The organism is Leptospira dzoumogneensis, from assembly GCF_004770895.1.
Classification (GTDB): domain Bacteria; phylum Spirochaetota; class Leptospiria; order Leptospirales; family Leptospiraceae; genus Leptospira_B; species Leptospira_B dzoumogneensis.
In genome coordinates, this window is record NZ_RQHS01000019.1 from 532,419 (window position 1) to 549,794 (window position 17,376).

The following is a 17,376-nucleotide window of genomic DNA, read 5'->3' on the forward strand; positions in this document are numbered from 1 at the left end:
TTCTAAAAAATTCTCTTTTCAGTCAATACAAATCACGAAAACTGCCTTTTAAAAGCCGTTTTCATATGTACTCCATCATCGACACACATTGCCACTTAGATATAATACAAGAGCAAGGGCAGGATATTGCAGAATCTATAAAAAAAGCAAAAGAATCCGGTATAAAAAAGATCGTCCAGATCGGTATCGACCTTGAGAGTTCAATTAGAGCGAAAGGTTTATCTGAAAAATTTTCAGATGAAGAGATAGAAATATTTTATTCGATCGGTTGCCATCCGACTGAAACTCATGAATTTCCTAAAAAAGAAGAAATTTTGACATTAGTCAAAGAAAACGTTACGGACCGAAAGTTATCTGCGATTGGAGAGATCGGATTAGATTATTATCACGATGCTTCGACTAAGGCGTATCAGGCGGACGTGCTGCATTCTTTCTTAGAAGCTTCCGGTCAGTATTCGCTTCCTGTAGTGATCCATTCAAGAGATGCTGCAGAAGATACGGTTTCTATCTTAAAAGAACATAGAGACAAGGCATTTGGAGTGATCCATTGTTTTACTTATGATTATCCAACGGCGAAGAAGTTAGTGGATCTAGGATATTATATTTCCTTTTCGGGAATAGTCGCTTTTAAGAATGCAAGAGATATCCAAGAAGCCGCCGAAAAACTTCCGTTAGAAAGTATGCTCATCGAAACAGATGCACCTTTTCTTGCACCGCCTCCTTTCAGGGGAAAAAGAAATGAGCCATCCTATACTAAATTCGTTTTAGAAAAAATGTTCTCACTTAGAAAAGAATCTAACTCCGAAGTGGAAAAAACTTTGTATAATAATTCCTTAAAATTCACGCAAAGGAAGGCGTATCATCATGATTGATCTAAAATATATTACCGATAACACTGAAGAATTAAAATCTAATCTGGAACTAAGAGGCTTTAAAGACCTCGCTGTTTTGGACCAACTTGCAGATATCATCCAAAAGAAAAAAGTCCTCCAAAAGGAAGCGGATGTATTCCGTGAGGAAAGAAATAAAGCAAGTAAAGAGATAGGAAAGGTAAAACAAGCAGGCGGAGATATTGCTGCCGCTTCTGCCGCCGTAAAAGAGATCGGAGATAAGATCAAAAAGATAGAAGATGATCTTGAATCTCTCGAATCCAAACTGCTCGAAATCAATTTAGGTCTCCCTAATATTCTAGATAAAGATGTTCCTGTAGGTAAAAACGAACATGATAATAAAGTTTTGTATGAAGTAGGAGAAGTCCGAGACTATAAATTTACTCCTAAACCTCATTTTGAATTGGGAGAGGCATTAGGCTGGTTCAATTTCGAGAAGGGAACAAAACTCGCAGGTGCCAGAGCCTACACTTATTTCGGCCTAGGCGCTAAATTAGAAAGAGCACTTGCAAATCTAATGCTTGAAACTCACACGACTGAACATGGTTATACAGAAGTTTGGGTACCTGTTATGGTAAACGACGAATGTATGACTACTACGGGACAATATCCTAAATTTAAGGACGAGTATTATAGATTAGAAAGAGATGAACTCAATCTTATCCCTACTGCAGAAGTTCCTCTAACGAACTTATACAGGGACGAGATCATTCCTGAAGGTTCCCTGCCTATTTCTATCACTGCTCATAGCTCTTGTTTTAGAAGAGAAGCAGGTTCCTATGGAAAGGATACAAGAGGTCTGGTTCGAGTTCACCAATTCCAAAAAGTAGAACTTGTGAAGTTTGCTCGCCCAGAAGATTCAGAAGAAGAGCATAAAAAGATGCTTTCTCATGCGGAGAATATCCTAAAAAAATTAGGGATACGATACAGAGTGATGTTATTATGCAGCGGTGATATTTCGGCTGCTTCTTCCAAAACTTATGATTTGGAAGTTTGGATGCCTGGTCTGAATCGTTGGATGGAAATTTCTTCCGTTTCTAACTTCAAGGATTTTCAGGCAAGACGTGGTAAGATCCGCTACAAATCCAAAGAAGGCAAAAACCAATTGGTCCATACATTGAACGGTTCCGGTTTGGCGATCGGTAGGACCTTGGCCGCAGTTATAGAAACGTATCAAAAAGAAGACGGGACTATAGACTTCCCGGAAGCTTTGAAAAAATATCTCTGATTTTTTCTTCGAAAAAGTATCAGGTTTTTCTCTAAAAGACAGATAGTTAGAGTATGGCTTCTAAAATCCATACTCTATCTTCTTTTTCTATCAAGATCATTTCCGTCTTACTTTATTATTTCATATTTGCTGGATTTTCAGTATCCGGCGCGGAAGACTCCTCTTCAAAAGGAAAGGTTTCTCCTTTAAAAGGAGAGATTAACACTTCTTTAAACGAGTTCGGGATCAGTCTTTCGGAAGATGGTAATACTCTTTATTATTATTCCAAACGTAGGAATTCCAATTACTCGGATCTGTACAAATCTGTAAAAACAAAAGATGGCTGGAGTTCGGGTGTAGAAGTTTCCGAATTAAATTCTCAATTCGACGATCAAAGTCCTTTCGTTATAGAAAATGAGAAGGCGATCATCTTCTCTTCTAATCGAGACGGAAGTATAGAATTCAAATTAGGCAACGGCAAGATAGGAGTCTCAAGAGATCTTTACTTCGCCACTTTGAAAGATGGGGCTTGGGACAAAGCCACTAGACTTCCTCAAGAAGTAAACACTCCTGCAATCGAAGAGAATCCTTTTTTAGCGGGAAGTTATTTATTCTTCACTCGCTATCCATTCGGAAAAGTTGCCGAGTCTGATATTTATATTTCAGAATATAAGGACGGCTCTTGGAGAAAAGCGATCCGTATGGAAAGCCCTGTAAATACGGAACATGCCGAGATAGCTGCCACTTTGAGTAGAGATAGTAAGTATCTGTATTTTTCTTCCAATCGTCCGGGCGGTTACGGTGGATTAGATATTTATAAAGTAGAGATCAAGGAAGACGGGACCTTCTCCCCTGCAGTTAACCTTGGACCGGTCATCAATTCCCCCGGCGACGAAGCATTCTATACTGAAACTCCTGACGGTAAAAATGCATACTTTTGCAGGTTGGAAAAAGAAGGTGGGAATTACGATATCTACGAATTTTCAGTGAATGAATGGGAAGAATTGAAGAAGAATAAAAAGATCTCCTTGGAATCCATTCATTTTAGGACCGGCTCTTTCGAGATCGAAGAAGAGTCTTTTGAAATTTTAGATAGATTGGTTGCCTTCTTAAATGAAAACCCTTCCATAAAACTGAAAATCACAGGCCATACTGATTTACATGGAGATCCGAACGACAATTTGGAATTAAGCCGAAATCGGGCCGGGGCAGTTAAGGACTATTTGGTCAAAAAAGGAATTTCTACGGGTAGATTTTCCACGGATGGAAAGGGAAGTAAGGAACCGATTTATCCAGAAAAAAACCCGGAAACGGACCGTAAAAATCGAAGGACTGAATTTCAAATTTTAGAATAGACTAAAAACTCCTTTAACAACCGGAAGATGCCGATAACTTAGGTATCATGAAAATGCGGAAGCAGTTTCAGTCGGCATTCCTTTCGGTTTTTGTCCTTTTTATCTCTCTAGACTTATACTCTCAAACCAAAGCTATGCCTTCCAGATTGGACTTAGTCCTTTCTAAAAAGGAGTTAGTGGTCGGGGTCAATCGAGTTTACGAACCTTTTTATATCCAAGATCCTAAAGACAGTTTTCCGGGTTTCGATATGGAACTTGCGAAACTATATGCGGATTATTTAGGAGTCGCGCTCAAAGTAAAACCTCTCAAAACTTTCCGCCAATTTTCTGATGAGATTGCGGCCGGTACGATAGACATTGCGATGGCTGGAATGTCCACGGATCTAAGCCGTGGAAAAACAGTGACCTTCTCAGATCCGTATCTACTTACGACTCCTGCAGGTCTTGTTAATAAACGTTCTCTTCCTCCCGAACCCGAAGGTAGTATTGTAACTACTAGAACTTTTAAATCTCTGGAAGACTTGGCCGTTTTAAACGCGCTTTCTTTTTCCGTTCGTTCCAATACTACAAATCATAATTATCTTTTGAGAAGGTTCGGTAAGAACCAAATTTACAGTTACCTTTCGGATTCTATCGCAATAGATGCATTAACAAAAGGGAATGTGATTTGTTATGTTGCGGACAGTTTGTATATTCTATCCATGCTGCAAAGACAACCTAGCCTGAAAGCGAACTATGTAGCGCTTATAAATCCTGTCATGGACGAATATATCAGCGCTGCATTACCTTTGAACGATCTAGTCTTTGCGGATAATTTTAATTTTTTCATCAAAGAATTAAAAAGAACAGGTGTGATAGAAGGTCTTCGCGCTAAATATTTTTTAGCAAGCGGTTGGGTAAAATAATTCGTGTTGGACTCTCCGTTTCAAAAGATCCGAATTCTCGCCCTAGTAATATTTATCTTTGCAGGCGTTTCCGTTTCCGCTCAGGAAGTGGAGGAAAAAACAAAGATAGATTTCCAAGGAAACTACAGGGTCCGCGGTTTTAATTTAGGAAGAGATATTTATACTTCCAGACAGACTCCCGTAACTCCTTATAATCGTTCCGCTTTTTTACAACAGTATAACCAAGACACTCTCACTAAGTACCAAAACGAGTTATCCGCAAGAGAGAAAGGTAATGCTAGCACTCTCAGTCCTCAGAAGGAAGATACGACTTATTACGATACAAGGATGACCTTGAATATGAACTTCTCCACTTCGAAATATTTCGAGGCGTTGGTAGGTGTTCAAATAGGTGATATTATCTTCGGCGGAAGAGGAGTTAATCAGAGCTCAAACGTAGGACCCGGGCAAGGTGGAGAAGCTAGCTTCAGTTCCGCAGTGAATATGCAGACGAACTTTCTTTATCTTAACTTTAAATTACCCGAGAGAAGTTTTACTGCAAGAGTCGGTCTGCAACTTTTCACTTCCGCACAAGGTAGAGTTGTTTTTGTACCTGGAACAGGTGTAAACTTAACCAAAGATATCAGAGATTGGAATACAACGGTAGAAGGTGGATGGTTCGTCGCAAAACAAAACAATCTTACCGACTTGGATAAGAATACATTTGCGGATAAAAATTACCAAGGTTCTAACGTTTACTTTTATAAGATTAAAACTAGTTTCTTTAATAACGCAAAACACGAGTTGTACAGCTTTTATTTGGATGATAATTTAAGACAAGTTCAGGATGTGACTGGTGTATATGGTTTGGTTTCTAGGACAAGCGACGCGAGCCAGTTATTCTGGCACGGACTATTCAATGAATTTAATTTTTCCGATTTTACATTAACAGTTCATGGGATCTATAATCATGGAACTGTTAAATCTTTGAATCCGTATCGAGATGCTGACGGTAACGAGATCCAACAGAAGTATGACCGTTATAAGATCAAAGGTGGATTCTTTGATATGCAGTTGTCTTATAGATACGATGAATCTATAAGAGTTACCGCAATGGGTTCAGGTTCTACCGGAAGACCCGGTTATGAAAAAGATGGGACCAGATCTAACTTGCATGGGAATGGTTATCGAACTTTGTTCCCAGGATACTCACTTTCCAACATCGCGAACGACTTTACGGGAGGTTATGCATTATTCTCCGGTAGAGATATGAGCGGTTTGTATGAGTATGGGATCTTTACGGATATAGTCTTATCTGGTCCTTTGGTTTTAACTCTAGGCTATTATAGATTGTACGGAACCAAGTCTCCTTTGATAGACAATAATCGTTTTTACAATGAGGAGAACTTCTACCATACCTCCGCATACTTCGGTCAGGAATATAACCTGAACTTAAGATGGAGTGCATTCAGGGATATGCAGATACTTTTACGTTCAGGTTATTTTATAGCAGGCAATGGTTTGAAAGCTTATTTAGATACGACTCAAGGAACAATCCTAAGAGAATTGTTCGTCACTGCAGAACATAGATTCTAAAGTTTGAGCCTGGAGCGGATCGCTCTTCCTAAAGTGTATTGGTCCGCAAGTTCTATGGAACCACCCACAGTAATACCGTAAGCGATCCTGGTAACGGATACATTAAAATTCTTTAATTGATGATTTAGATAATCCGCGGTTGCATCCCCTTCTAATGTAGGGTTTGTAGCGACTAAAACTTCCTTTAGATCTTCCGGTTCTATTCTGCTTAAAAGTTCTCTGATACGAAGATCTTGCGGTCCTACACCTTCTAATGGAGAGATCACGCCGTTGAGCACATGATATCTTCCTTTGAACTCGCCAGTGTTTTCTATAAAGAATACATCTTCAGGTTGTTCTACTACGCAGACTGTATGGCTGTCTCTTTTTTCGGAGAGGCAAAGATCACAGATCTCTTCTTCCGAGTAGGAACCGCATCTGGAACAAAAACGGATCCTTCCTTTTACTTCTGATAAACTTTGGATAAACCCGTTGAAAACTGCAGGGTCCTGTCTTAATAAATGAAAACTGATACGATAAGCACTTTTTCTTCCGATCCCGGGAAGAGAAGAAAGTGCATTTACCATTCCTTCGATTAAATGTTCAGCCAAGGTTACCGCCGAATAATTTAGAAATTTCGGATAGATCCAATCCGCCTGTAATCGATTTTAATTCGTACTCTGCGGCTTGTTTTGCTTTTTGGATGGCATCGTTTGTTGCTGCCATGACTAGATCTTCTAACATTTTATTATCTTCCGAATCGAATAGTGCGCGGTTGATCTTTACGTCTACGATTGCTCCGTCTCCGGTAGATGTGACTTGTACCATGCCTGCACCCGCGTCACCCATAACTCTAAGGTTGGAGATCCTCTTTTTGATCTCTTCCATCTTGCCGCGCATTTCTCCCATTTTGGAAAAAATTTCGGATGCGTTCTTTAGATTTTCAAACATGGCTTATACCTAGGATCCCAGCTTGGGCACTTTGGAAGGATCTATATCCGTTCCTAAAAATTCGTTTTTGAAAGATTTTTCCCATTCTGCATCTTCAGAGGAAACACCTTTAGCCAAATCTTCCAGGGAAGAAAGTGGTCCTGATTTTTGTTCCTGAGGACTTTCTTTCTTCTCATTAGACACAACTGGAGCAGGGGTCGGAACAGGAGTTTGTACTTCTTTAGGTGGAGTAGGAGCTTGTTTTTTAGGAGTTTCGAATGCAACGGATGCTGTAACGGAATCCTGATCTTGGATCATTAATATGAGATGATTGATCCTGTCTACAAGTCCTGCAAGACTAGGTTTTGTTAGATCTTCCGTAAGTTTTTTGATCTGTATCTCGATGAAAATTTTGATCTCAAAAGAGTTTCTCAAACGAAGAGTTTTCACTTTTTCGAATAATTCAAAAAGACGGAAAGAAAGTTTGTTCAATGCGATCGGATCTACGGATTCGAAATCCTTTCTCATCTTGATCAGATCTTCTCTAGGATAATTAACAGATTCGGAATCTGCCGCAGAGTCTTTTACTAAACATAATGTATGAGTAAACTCTATCGAATCCCAAAGGAATTTGTATATATCCTGACCTTCTTGGTATAAGTTCTCGATGATCTGTAATGACTTAGAAGAATTTTCGGCATCTACCAGGCTTTTGATAAAATCGGATAAAAAATCAATCCCGTGATAACCGATCATTTTTCGGATCTCGGAACCTAAGAGTCGATTGTCTGTGAACACAAGAGCCTGCTCCATAAAGGAAAGCATGTCTCTCACAGAACCGTCACCCTTCTTCGCTATCCAAAACAAACCTTCTGAATCATACTTTGTGTTTTCTTCCTTACATAAATTCTCCGCGTAATCTTGGAGAACGGATAAAGGAACTTTTTTGAAGATAAAATCTTGGCAGCGGGATAGAATTGTCTCAGGAATTTTATGATATTCTGTAGTAGCTAAAACGAAAACCACATGAGCCGGAGGTTCTTCCAAAGTTTTTAAAAGTGCGTTGAAGGATTGATCGGTAAGCATGTGCACCTCATCTATGATGTACACCTTATACTTACCACCCATCGGAGTGAACTTTACGTTATCTCTAAGTTCTCTGATGTTCTCTATACCACGGTTACTCGCAGCATCTATCTCTAGAACATCTCCCGAAATTCCTTTGGTGATCTCTTGGCAGGAATCACACTGATTGCATGGTTCGTTATCGATCGGATTTTGGCAGTTCAGTCTTTTTGCAAAAATCCTTGCGATTGTAGTTTTTCCAACACCTCGAGGTCCGAAAAAAATATATGCATGACCTATCTTACCGGACTTAACCGCGTTTTGTAATGCGCCGATCGCAAGATTCTGATGGATTACGTCTTGAAATCTTTGGGGGCGATATTTGCGGGAGAGAACTTCGTGATTTCCGGCCATAGGATTGTTATTTTACCAGATAGCATGGGGTAAGAAAGGAGGAAAAGCCTAAAAGTCCGTCTAATTTCTCTTATCTTTGAAGAAAGTTTTGAATAACTCTGTGGTCGTTTTTGACTTAATTAGTACAAGTTCTGGAAAAAAATTTCTGCTATAGATCGTTTCTAAAGGAAGAGATGAGATCCCTTCTCCCAATTTTGCAGGAACCAGATATGCTACTTTAGGGATTCTAGAAAGAAGAATAGAACCTCCACACATCAAACAAGGCTCTAAAGTTGTAATCAGAATACAATCATGGAGATATCTTTCCTTGCAGATCCGTTTTGCTTCTGAAATCGCTAGAACTTCGCTATGTAAGGAAGAATCTTCTGAAATTTCCACCGAGTTGAAAGCTTCACAGACAAGATTTCCGTTTTTGTAAATTTGCGTGAAACTAGGGATCTCTTCCGAATTTTGAGTTCGAATTTCCGCAAATCGGTCTAAAAAAACCTTAAGTAATGGCTCTATAATTTCTTGGCTCATTTTCGGTTTCTATTTCCGTTTCTCTTTTAAATTCTTCTTGCTCTTAGCGTATGTAAATGGTTTTTTCTAGCGCATGATTCTTTCGGCCAAATTGATGAGACCGGCCGGTTCTTCCGCAAAGTCTAACACTCTACTTGTACGTTTAAATTCTCCTACGGGACCAGTTGCTACTCAAAGGCAGCCTTTAGTTTTAGGCCTGGCTTTGGACAGAAGTTGGTCCATGAAGGGAAGTAAAATGGATTCTGTGATCCAGGCTTCTTCTTCCCTGGTCAATTGGTTGACCCGTCGTGATTTTTTAACGGCAGTTGCTTACGCAGAAGACGTTCAGGTCATCCAACCTCTAGTTCCTCTGGCCGAAAAAAATTCAGTCATTCACAGATTGAATTCTATCCAAGTGGGTACTTCTACCAACCTAAGCGGTGGATGGCTTCATGTTCTCAGGACCTTGGAATTACATCCGATTGCAGACGGTTATAAACGTGTTATTCTTCTTACCGATGGAAATCCAACATTAGGGATCAAGGATCCAGTTCAGTTGATCCAGATTGCGGCTGATGCTTATAAAAAAGGGATCAGTACTACTGTGATCGGCTTTGGTAACGACTTCAACGAAATACTTCTAAAAGAGATCGCAGAATCCGGTGGAGGAAATTTCTATTATGTGGAAACTCCGGAAGAGACAGGCGATATATTCTTCAAAGAGTTTGGGGACATCGGGACCTTATACGCTCAATCCATAGAACTGAAAGTGGATTTTCCGAAAGGAATGGATTATCTGGACTTAGTTTCAGAAGTTTCTTCTTACCAAGAACCTGATCCGGAAGAGACAGGACGTACTAAAACTCTAGTGTTAGAAGTCGGGGACATGAGAGCGGACGATGTAAAAAGTCTAGTAGTCCAGCTTCGCCCAACCAAAAAAGATACACCTGCAAATATTAATATTTCTGCAAGTTATTACGAACTGACAGACGGTGCTAAGTTAGAGCAAAAAAGTATAGATATTCCTTTGGATTGGAACGACGATTCTGCCAAGGAAGATGCGGACGTAGTTGTAGAGGCTACAATCGCAAAAACCGGAAAGGGCCTACGAAAAGCCGGAACACTTTTGAAAGAAGGTTATACCGAAGAGTCCATCGCACTTTTAAATGATCTGATCAAAGAAATTAACGAGAAGGAAGAACTAGCCCCTGAAGTTCTGCAAACTCTCGGCTTTAGAGTAAGTTCTTTAAAAAATAGGATCTTGGAAAATTCTCCTACTGCTGCAAAACATTTGGTAGCTTCCGCTTCCGAACTTCAGTACGGAGCAATGGAAAATTTCCCGGACGATGGAGTAGAATACCACGATCAGATCTACGCATATCGTACGAATGAAGACATAGATCTTTATAGATGTCCTGAGATCAAAACAGCAATCCAAGAAAAAATGAAAGAAGGTTACAGATATATCGTATTCAATCTTGCCAAATCTTCTTATATAGATTCTTCTGCGATCGGTATGTTGATACAGGTCGCAGGTTGGCTCAGAAAAAGAGGCGGGGAATTGATCGTAAGTAATCTAAGATCTTCCGTTAAAAAAGTATTCTCGATTACTCGATTAGAATCTCATATTCGTGCTTCTGAAACGGAAGAAGAGGCCCAAAGTTTATTAAAGGCCTGGATAGAAAGTAAGGCGGTTTAGCTTAAAGAGCTTTCCGCCGCGAGTATTGCGTCTTTTACTTCCGAGTATAATCCAACAGGAATAGCGATCCCTTTTTGGGTAGGTTTGTATTCACCTTCGCTGTCTGTGTACCAAACTCTTAAGTTCAGATATTTATTTCCTTTAAATTCTGAAATTTCGACTCGGATGATCTCACCTTTGCCTTTATCTATATCTCGGATTACGCTCATAGTTTTCCCTTCCTGACGGCAAAAGACTAAATCCCCGGTTTTGGATTTCCAGTCGTTTTCCATAAAAAAAGGCCCCCAGTTGGGAGCCTTTTACTTAGAAAAATTTTAGAAAATCGATCAGTAGGTTTCCACGAATAATTGGTGGGCGCCTTCCAGATGATGTTTGTATTCTTCGTAAGTTCCGGAGTTTCCGTCGATCTTTTGGATCTCTTCGATCACTCCTTTTTCCATTCCTTTCGGACCACCGCAGATATAGAAACGTCCGCCGGAAGAGAGAACTTTTTTCACTTCTGCTTCTAACATTCTTACTCTGTGAGAGATATACATTCTTCCGCCGTCGAAAGGATTGTTCTCTTCTCTGGAGATTGCAGTTACTAATTTGAAATTAGGGAACTTCTTCTCTAATCCTCTTAGATAGTCCATCATTACTAACTCGTCAGAGTAAGGCGCTCCGTATACGAGAGTTACATTACCGGTGAAGTTGATCAGTTTATGTTCAAGAAGTTCTTCGCTCATTCCAACAAATGGAGCAATACCGGTTCCGGTCGCGAGGAACATGATGTCTCCGGAAAAGTCAGTGTTTGGAAGAAGGAATTTTTTTCCGGAAGGTCCGGTCATTACTACTTCGTCACCTTCTTTCAGATCACAAACGTAGTTAGAGCAAACTCCTTTGAATTGAATGTTTCCATCCGCATCGTAAACATTATCTCTTTTGATAATGAATTCGATCGTATCTTCTTTCATTCCGAAAGAGTAACTAGGGGAAGCGATTGAATATAGACGAACTGTATAAGCTGCGTCCGCTAGCCCTTTTGCTTTTTTTTCAGGATCTTCGCCAGGAGGAATGATACCGCCTGATTGTCCTATCAGATAAGGATACTGGCTATGATCGATAGCTATAGTAATTCTATGAATTAAGGACTCGCCTTCTTTTTTAGGTCTTTTACCTTTTCCAGTTTCTGGAGTAAGAAGAACATTACTGATAACCTTAGCTTTCAGCGGGTTTGATTTTTTGAATATATTGATTTGCGGCTCTCTAACGGGCTTCATAGGCGGGCTGGATCCTGGTGTCGATTTCTAATGTATTACAGATTTTTTTCGGAAGCTAATTCGTCAAACGGGATATTTATAGTCCGTTCCGAAGCATATGTTAATCGATTCATATAAAATCGCGGGCTTCAATAGCTGACAGGCTCTTATCTAAGAGGAAGGGCTATTCTTCCGTATTATGTCTTTTTTATCTTTAATCCTTAGATAAGCACCGTTCATAGATGTTCATCGGTTTATATGAGTGTCATATTGAAATTTGGGATAGATCCGAATTCGATCCGCGAATACGTTGGCAGATACTAAAAGCTAGAAAAGAGGGTCTTAATGGCTAGATATACCTTGGAAGAACTGGCTTCCAAAATTTCCGGAGCAAAAATAGAAAATTGCGCGGACCCCAAAAAAGTTCAGGTGGAATCTGTTTCTCCGGTGAACCCGGGAGTTACGAACAGCATTAGTTTTCTCGCAAATAAAAAGATGTTAAACGAGGCGAAGAAGACTGCATCAAGTATTGTACTAACTACTTCCGAGTTTGCAAAAGAATTAGAAGTGCCTTGTCTCGTCGTGGATAAACCTGATTTGATACTCGCTCAGGTTTTGGATCTGATCTATCCTCCTCATCAATTCGAAAACAAAGTAGAAGAGAACGCATACGTTCATCCTAAAGCAAAGATCGGTAAAAATTGTTATATAGGAAATTTTGCTTCCGTTGCAGAAGATGCAGAGATTGGAGATAATGTAATCTTGGAAGACGGAGTTCGGATCGGAAGAGGAGCAAAAGTCGGAGAAGGTTCACATATAGGACCGAATAACGTGATCCATCATGGAGTCATCCTAGGAAAAAGATTCAGATCTTTCGGGAATTGTACCGTGGGTGGAGACGGATTCAGATTTGTATTCGCAAACGGTAAGCATAATAAGATCCCTCAGGTCGGAACTGTGATCGTGGGAGACGATGTGGAAATGGGTTCCAATAGCGCGATCGACAGAGGCGGTTTGGAAAACACGATCATCGGAGATGGATGTAAATTCGATAACCTAGTTCATATCGGTCATAACTGTGTATTAGGAAAAAATGTTGTAATCGCTGGTTACACAGGTATTGCGGGGTCCACTACAATCGGAGATAACGTTACTATCGGCGGTGGTTGCGGAGTTGCGGACCATATCGGCATTCCAAGCGGGACCATCGTGGGTGGAGGAACTTCTGTCAGAAACACTCTTTCCAAGCCGGATATTTATGTGGGCTGGGATTATGGACTGACTTTCCCTGAGTTCCAAAAACTCAGAGTGAATATCAAAAATGTGGTGAATTTCCAAAAATGGGCCAGAAGAATCAAGGCTCTTGAATCTAAATTAGGAATCAGCTCCGAGGAATAAGTCGTTAATTGAACAGGGCCTGCCAACATTCTTCATTTAGAATGGCCTAAAACGAGGATTTACGCAGAATTCAAAATCTTCCCGAATTATGTCCAATAGGCTTGACATGCTTCGGAGAAGGTTCAATTCTTCGCCTTATCCCAATTCCGGAGGCTAGCCTTGAATACCCGACCCAATACTGAGGTCTTGGACCATATTCCAAACTCCCAGATTTCCGGGCGGGACTTTCCTCAAATAAATAGATTAGGAAAGTTGTTGGATTCATACGCGGATAATTTGCTGGAACCACATTCTTCAAAAGTGGTGCTTATCAGCGAGTTAAAGTATTTTCGCAGTTAAACAAAAAACAAATCTTTGATAAGACCCGAATTCTCGGGTCCATCATTCCTTCTTCTTATCATATCAGTAAAGAATATTAAGATTCCTTAATTCTATGGGTCTTTCCTAAGAAGAATAGACAAGCCAAAGACATTACACCGGACATAGACATCACTGTGATCATCGGATAAGCGCTTCCGTCATGAAGAAGGCTGACTGCCGCAGTAGAAACCGCACCGAATACCATCTGCAATGCACCCATCAAAGCGGACGCGCTTCCCGCATTCTTAGAAAAAGGAGCCATAGCAAGTGCGGAAGCGTTCGGAACTATCAACCCGAACGCACTTACTAAGAAGAAGATCAAAACAAGCATAGGAATAAATCCTAAACCTAAAACTTCGAAAATCACAAGAAGTGAACATAGTACAAGATAAGAATATCCGACATACTTAACGATGGTCGCAGCTTCCAATTTTTTGAGAAGAATACGATTGATCTGGCTGGAAAGTATCAGACCGAAAGCGTTAAATCCGAAAAGGTAGCTGTACTCTGTTTGAGAGAGTCCATTCAAAACCATAAACACGAATGGTGAGCCCGCAATATAAGCAAACATCACGGATGCGGAAAATCCGGAGCTAAGCACGTATGTTTTGAAGATCGGATTTGAAAATACTTCGATATATTCTTTGATCACCGGAGCTATCTTAAGGGAGATAGAAGAGTCCCCACCTTTTGTATCTTGGAAAACCAATACTGATCCAAAAAGCATCAAAGCGGAAATTCCTGTTAAAGTAAAAAAGATCCAGTTCCAGCTAGCAAACTGAAGAAGAAGTCCTCCCACAGTAGGAGCAAGTATAGGTGCGATTCCCATCACTAATATGATCTGAGAAAAAACCTTGGCTCCTTCATGAGGAGAGAACACATCTCTTACGACTGCTCTTGGGATTACCATTCCGGCACAAGCACCCAAAGATTGTAAAAAGCGGAAAAATATTAACGAATTCACTGAATTCGAGAACCCGCAAGCTAGGGAACTTACTATGTATAGTGTAAGACCTACGAGTAAAGGGACCTTGCGGCCGAAACGATCTACGATTGGTCCGTAAAATAATTGTCCGAAAGAAATTCCAAAAAAGAAACTAGTTAACGTTAGTTGCACATCTGAGATAGGAGTTCCAAGATCTTTTGCGATCTCATTCATACCTGGAAGGTACATATCGATCGAGAAAGGTGCAATTGCTGTCAATGCCCCAAGTATTAGGATTAAAGTGCCGTTAGATTTGCTCACTCTCCTAGAATCGAAAGCGAATACTAGAGGTCTATTCTTCTAATTCTTTTCTTAGAATTTTCTTATCGAACTTACCTACGCTGGTTTTTGGGATCGCAGAAACCGACCGAATATCATCTAGCTTTGGTAATTGCCAGTGAGCAAAATTATCTTTGAGTCGATCATGTATCTTTTTAGGATCCACTTCTTTACCTTCTACCGGAACTACGAATATAACCGGGGCCTCGTCTCTGACAGGATCCTTTCTTCCTACAACTGCGGCTTCTAAAACATCCGGATCTGCCATGACTAGATTTTCCATATCAACAGAGGAGATCCATTCCCCCCTGGTTTTGATCAGATCCTTTTTACGATCTGTGATCTGCATGTAACCGAATTCATCCAAGACCACGACGTCGCCGGTACGGAACCAACCGTCGGAGGTAAAAGATTCGGAAGATTCTCCACTTTTATAAGAAGCGGCAATCCAAGGTCCTCTCACCAAAAGTTCACCGGGAGTTTTTCCATCTTTAGGAACATCTTTACCGTTATCATCGATTGCGCGGATCTCTACACCTGGAACAGGAACACCTTGTTTTGCTCTATAAGAATATCTTTGATTATCATCCCAGTTTTTCATAACACCGCGAAGATGAGAAACGGTTCCGACTGGCGAAGTTTCGGTCATTCCCCAAGCATGAAGAATGGAGATCCCGAAATCTTTTTCAAAACCTTCGATCAGACCTCTAGGCGCGGCAGAACCACCGACAACCATGGTGTGAAGTTTTAGATTATATTTAGTTTTCTTTAAGTGTTGGTACAGAACATTCCAAACTGTAGGAACTCCTGCAGTCAGAGTAACTTCTTCCGATTCTAATAACTCTGCAAGAGAAGCGCCTAAAAGATGTTTTCCCGGAAATACTAATTTGCATCCGGTCATCACTGAAGCGAATGGAATTCCCCACGAATTTACATGGAACATTGGGACCACTGGAAGAACAGTTTCAGATTCTCTTATACACAAAGCGTCTCCCATGCAGATGGACATAGAATGTAAATAAGTGGATCTATGAGAATAGACTACACCTTTTGGATTTCCAGTTGTTCCGGAAGTATAACAGATACCCGCTGCTTCGAACTCATCTATAGGTTCGAAGTTTTCTACATCGTCTCCAGTTTTCAAAAAATCTTCGTACGAAATCGCATTTGGAAGATTTGGAAAAGGAACATTCTCTTTATCATCTATGATAATAAATTTTTGTACACCGTGGATTTGGCTTAGATTCTTTTCGATAGAAGGAGCTAAAGATTTATCCACAAATATAAATTTGTCCTTAGCTTCGTTGATGATATAAGTAAGTTGTTCCGGAAATAACCGGATATTGATTGTATGAAGAACCGCTCGAATACTTGGGATCGCAAAATACAATTCCAAGTGAACGGAATGATTTAAACAAAAAGTGGCGATTGCTTCTCCGGGTTTTACACCGGCTTTTCGCAATGCGTTCATTAAACGAATCGTTCTTTTATAAAATTCTCCGTAAGTTAATCTTTGGATGGAATTATCATGCCATTTAGTTACGATCTCTTTATGAGGATGAACCTCTTTTGCTCTTTTTAAAATGGAAGGCAAAACCAATGGATAGTCCATCATTGTGGAACGCATAAACTTCTCCGCATAAATTGTCGGGCCAAGATTATTGCACCGAATCAGTTGAGGTCAAGAAGAATCGAAAGAATTCGAAATTGTTTTATCTCAAAACGGATTACTAAGTACTGAACTCCTGTGTTGGAGTTCCTACATTCGAGATTTTAAACGAACGAAAGATCTAAGCTGAGTTAGTCGAACGCTACTTACAATAACCGGCCATTGTAAATCCCAACTCATAAGCGGTAAAAATTTGGATATTTGCGGCCCAAGCAAGTTTAGGATCCGCATCTTTTAAATCGGTAGTTGCGATTGTAAGCGGGGTAAGTATTTTTTGAGTGAATTCACAAGGAGAAATAGGGATACCTTGGTCCCCTTTCATATATTTTCCAAGAGAGAAGAAAAGAAAGTTCCTTATAATCTGAGACTTGCCCTGAACTGCGTTAGCGAATTTAAGATAAGAACCCAAATTGGTTTCAAGCTCTTGTCTGGTCTTTAGGTCCAATGGATTTTTTTTAAGCTTAGTAGAAGTAGCCAGAAACTTTTTTTCAAGATCCAAGCGGATCCTTTCCGCGCAAAAGAATTCGGTTCCTTCTTTCGCATGTAAGGTCTCGTATTTTATCCTATAATATTCGGGTTTTCCGTCTTTGTTTAAGTGGAAATGTTTTCCTTCTCCTGCTTCCGGAACATACACGATCTGTCCGGTTAAGTAAGTTTCTCGGATATTCTGTTCGGATATTTTATATAAAGTATCCAACATGATCTGTTCATTTTCATTAGAAGCTGTTTTTTCAGAAGAGAGGAACTGGATGCAGGCCTTGTTAATATCCGGATGATCCGTATAGACCTGCTGCATTCTTTGGGCAGAACCTACACAGGAAATTAATAAGATAGAACTAAGACTTAGAATGGCTTTCATCTGAGCTAATAGATCGGGCAATCGGATGTGTAATCCATCCTTTTTTATTATATGTATATGCGGATTAAAGA

Annotated in this window: 16 protein-coding genes; 7 read left to right on the forward strand and 9 right to left on the reverse strand. The window is 40.1% G+C overall.

Annotated features, from left to right (window positions below; all coding sequences use genetic code 11):
- The first annotated feature begins 65 nt into the window (after positions 1 to 65).
- The 5 genes from EHR06_RS16130 to EHR06_RS16150 are packed head-to-tail and all read left to right on the forward strand — an operon-like array spanning position 66 to position 5,932.
- Positions 66 to 872 (forward strand): TatD family hydrolase, encoded by an 807-nt coding sequence (locus EHR06_RS16130; RefSeq protein WP_135757927.1) that lies wholly within the window; start codon positions 66 to 68, stop codon positions 870 to 872.
- Entirely contained in the window at positions 865 to 2,118 is a 1,254-nt protein-coding gene (gene serS, locus EHR06_RS16135; protein WP_135757928.1) for a serine--tRNA ligase, read from the forward strand. Before EHR06_RS16130 ends, serS begins: the two co-directional genes overlap by 8 nt.
- Before the next feature lie 53 nt (positions 2,119 to 2,171).
- Complete coding sequence (locus EHR06_RS16140; protein WP_135757929.1) at positions 2,172 to 3,452, forward strand: OmpA family protein; 1,281 nt, start codon at positions 2,172 to 2,174, stop codon at positions 3,450 to 3,452.
- A 47-nt stretch (positions 3,453 to 3,499) separates the two neighbouring features.
- On the forward strand, positions 3,500 to 4,357 hold the full coding sequence (locus tag EHR06_RS16145) for a substrate-binding periplasmic protein (protein ID WP_425269507.1): 858 nt from the start codon (positions 3,500 to 3,502) through the stop codon (positions 4,355 to 4,357).
- Positions 4,358 to 4,360: 3 nt separating this feature from the next.
- Positions 4,361 to 5,932 carry a hypothetical protein gene (locus EHR06_RS16150; RefSeq protein WP_135757931.1) on the forward strand — a complete coding sequence of 524 codons (1,572 nt, stop codon included), beginning with the start codon at positions 4,361 to 4,363 and terminating at the stop codon, positions 5,930 to 5,932.
- Here the strand turns inward: EHR06_RS16150 and recR are convergent.
- The 4 genes from recR to EHR06_RS16170 are packed head-to-tail and all read right to left on the reverse strand — an operon-like array spanning position 5,929 to position 8,839.
- Positions 5,929 to 6,522 carry a recombination mediator RecR gene (gene recR, locus EHR06_RS16155; RefSeq protein WP_086447626.1) on the reverse strand — a complete coding sequence of 198 codons (594 nt, stop codon included), beginning with the start codon at positions 6,520 to 6,522 and terminating at the stop codon, positions 5,929 to 5,931. The two genes, EHR06_RS16150 and recR, sit on opposite strands and share 4 nt — an antisense overlap.
- Complete coding sequence (locus EHR06_RS16160; protein ID WP_086447627.1) at positions 6,515 to 6,862, reverse strand: YbaB/EbfC family nucleoid-associated protein; 348 nt, start codon at positions 6,860 to 6,862, stop codon at positions 6,515 to 6,517. The genes recR and EHR06_RS16160 overlap by 8 nt, the downstream gene beginning before the upstream one ends.
- 9 nt (positions 6,863 to 6,871) lie before the next feature.
- The gene (gene dnaX, locus EHR06_RS16165) at positions 6,872 to 8,320 is read right to left on the reverse strand and encodes a DNA polymerase III subunit gamma/tau (protein ID WP_086447628.1); all 1,449 of its coding nucleotides are present in this window, start codon (positions 8,318 to 8,320) and stop codon (positions 6,872 to 6,874) included.
- Between the two features lie 60 nt (positions 8,321 to 8,380).
- Entirely contained in the window at positions 8,381 to 8,839 is a 459-nt protein-coding gene (locus EHR06_RS16170; protein ID WP_086447629.1) for a nucleoside deaminase, read from the reverse strand.
- A gap of 73 nt (positions 8,840 to 8,912) precedes the next feature.
- On the opposite strand from EHR06_RS16170, the gene EHR06_RS16175 reads away from it, so the two are divergent.
- Entirely contained in the window at positions 8,913 to 10,517 is a 1,605-nt protein-coding gene (locus EHR06_RS16175; protein WP_135757932.1) for an anti-sigma factor antagonist, read from the forward strand.
- Here EHR06_RS16175 and EHR06_RS16180 read toward each other — a convergent pair.
- Positions 10,514 to 10,726, reverse strand: a complete 213-nt coding sequence (locus tag EHR06_RS16180) for a transcriptional coactivator p15/PC4 family protein (RefSeq protein WP_162494896.1) — start codon at positions 10,724 to 10,726, stop codon at positions 10,514 to 10,516. The two genes, EHR06_RS16175 and EHR06_RS16180, sit on opposite strands and share 4 nt — an antisense overlap.
- A 117-nt stretch (positions 10,727 to 10,843) precedes the next feature.
- The gene (locus EHR06_RS16185; RefSeq protein ID WP_135757934.1) at positions 10,844 to 11,776 is read right to left on the reverse strand and encodes a ferredoxin reductase domain-containing protein; all 933 of its coding nucleotides are present in this window, start codon (positions 11,774 to 11,776) and stop codon (positions 10,844 to 10,846) included.
- 324 nt (positions 11,777 to 12,100) lie between these two features.
- Between EHR06_RS16185 and lpxD the strand changes: the two genes are divergently transcribed.
- Positions 12,101 to 13,153 (forward strand): UDP-3-O-(3-hydroxymyristoyl)glucosamine N-acyltransferase, encoded by a 1,053-nt coding sequence (gene lpxD / locus EHR06_RS16190; RefSeq protein WP_135757935.1) that lies wholly within the window; start codon positions 12,101 to 12,103, stop codon positions 13,151 to 13,153.
- Between the two features lie 415 nt (positions 13,154 to 13,568).
- Here lpxD and EHR06_RS16195 read toward each other — a convergent pair whose 3' ends face one another.
- From EHR06_RS16195 to EHR06_RS16205, 3 genes are all read right to left on the reverse strand, one after another.
- Positions 13,569 to 14,759, reverse strand: a complete 1,191-nt coding sequence (locus tag EHR06_RS16195; RefSeq protein ID WP_279633358.1) for a multidrug effflux MFS transporter — start codon at positions 14,757 to 14,759, stop codon at positions 13,569 to 13,571.
- A gap of 31 nt (positions 14,760 to 14,790) precedes the next feature.
- A complete protein-coding gene (locus EHR06_RS16200; protein WP_135757936.1) occupies positions 14,791 to 16,404 on the reverse strand; it encodes a long-chain fatty acid--CoA ligase in 1,614 nt (537 codons plus the stop codon).
- Between the two features lie 184 nt (positions 16,405 to 16,588).
- Positions 16,589 to 17,326 carry a hypothetical protein gene (locus EHR06_RS16205; RefSeq protein WP_244288627.1) on the reverse strand — a complete coding sequence of 246 codons (738 nt, stop codon included), beginning with the start codon at positions 17,324 to 17,326 and terminating at the stop codon, positions 16,589 to 16,591.
- Positions 17,327 to 17,376: the final 50 nt, after the last annotated feature.

Coding starts and splice junctions, on each gene's coding strand:
- EHR06_RS16130 (WP_135757927.1), top strand. CDS start 66: ATGTACTCCATCATCGACACACATTGCCACTTAGATATAATACAAGAG.
- serS (WP_135757928.1), top strand. CDS start 865: ATGATTGATCTAAAATATATTACCGATAACACTGAAGAATTAAAATCT.
- EHR06_RS16140 (WP_135757929.1), top strand. CDS start 2,172: ATGGCTTCTAAAATCCATACTCTATCTTCTTTTTCTATCAAGATCATT.
- EHR06_RS16145 (WP_425269507.1), top strand. CDS start 3,500: ATGAAAATGCGGAAGCAGTTTCAGTCGGCATTCCTTTCGGTTTTTGTC.
- EHR06_RS16160 (WP_086447627.1), bottom strand. CDS start 6,862: ATGTTTGAAAATCTAAAGAACGCATCCGAAATTTTTTCCAAAATGGGA.
- dnaX (WP_086447628.1), bottom strand. CDS start 8,320: ATGGCCGGAAATCACGAAGTTCTCTCCCGCAAATATCGCCCCCAAAGA.
- EHR06_RS16170 (WP_086447629.1), bottom strand. CDS start 8,839: ATGAGCCAAGAAATTATAGAGCCATTACTTAAGGTTTTTTTAGACCGA.
- EHR06_RS16175 (WP_135757932.1), top strand. CDS start 8,913: ATGATTCTTTCGGCCAAATTGATGAGACCGGCCGGTTCTTCCGCAAAG.
- EHR06_RS16180 (WP_162494896.1), bottom strand. CDS start 10,726: ATGAGCGTAATCCGAGATATAGATAAAGGCAAAGGTGAGATCATCCGA.
- EHR06_RS16185 (WP_135757934.1), bottom strand. CDS start 11,776: ATGAAGCCCGTTAGAGAGCCGCAAATCAATATATTCAAAAAATCAAAC.
- lpxD (WP_135757935.1), top strand. CDS start 12,101: ATGGCTAGATATACCTTGGAAGAACTGGCTTCCAAAATTTCCGGAGCA.
- EHR06_RS16200 (WP_135757936.1), bottom strand. CDS start 16,404: ATGCGTTCCACAATGATGGACTATCCATTGGTTTTGCCTTCCATTTTA.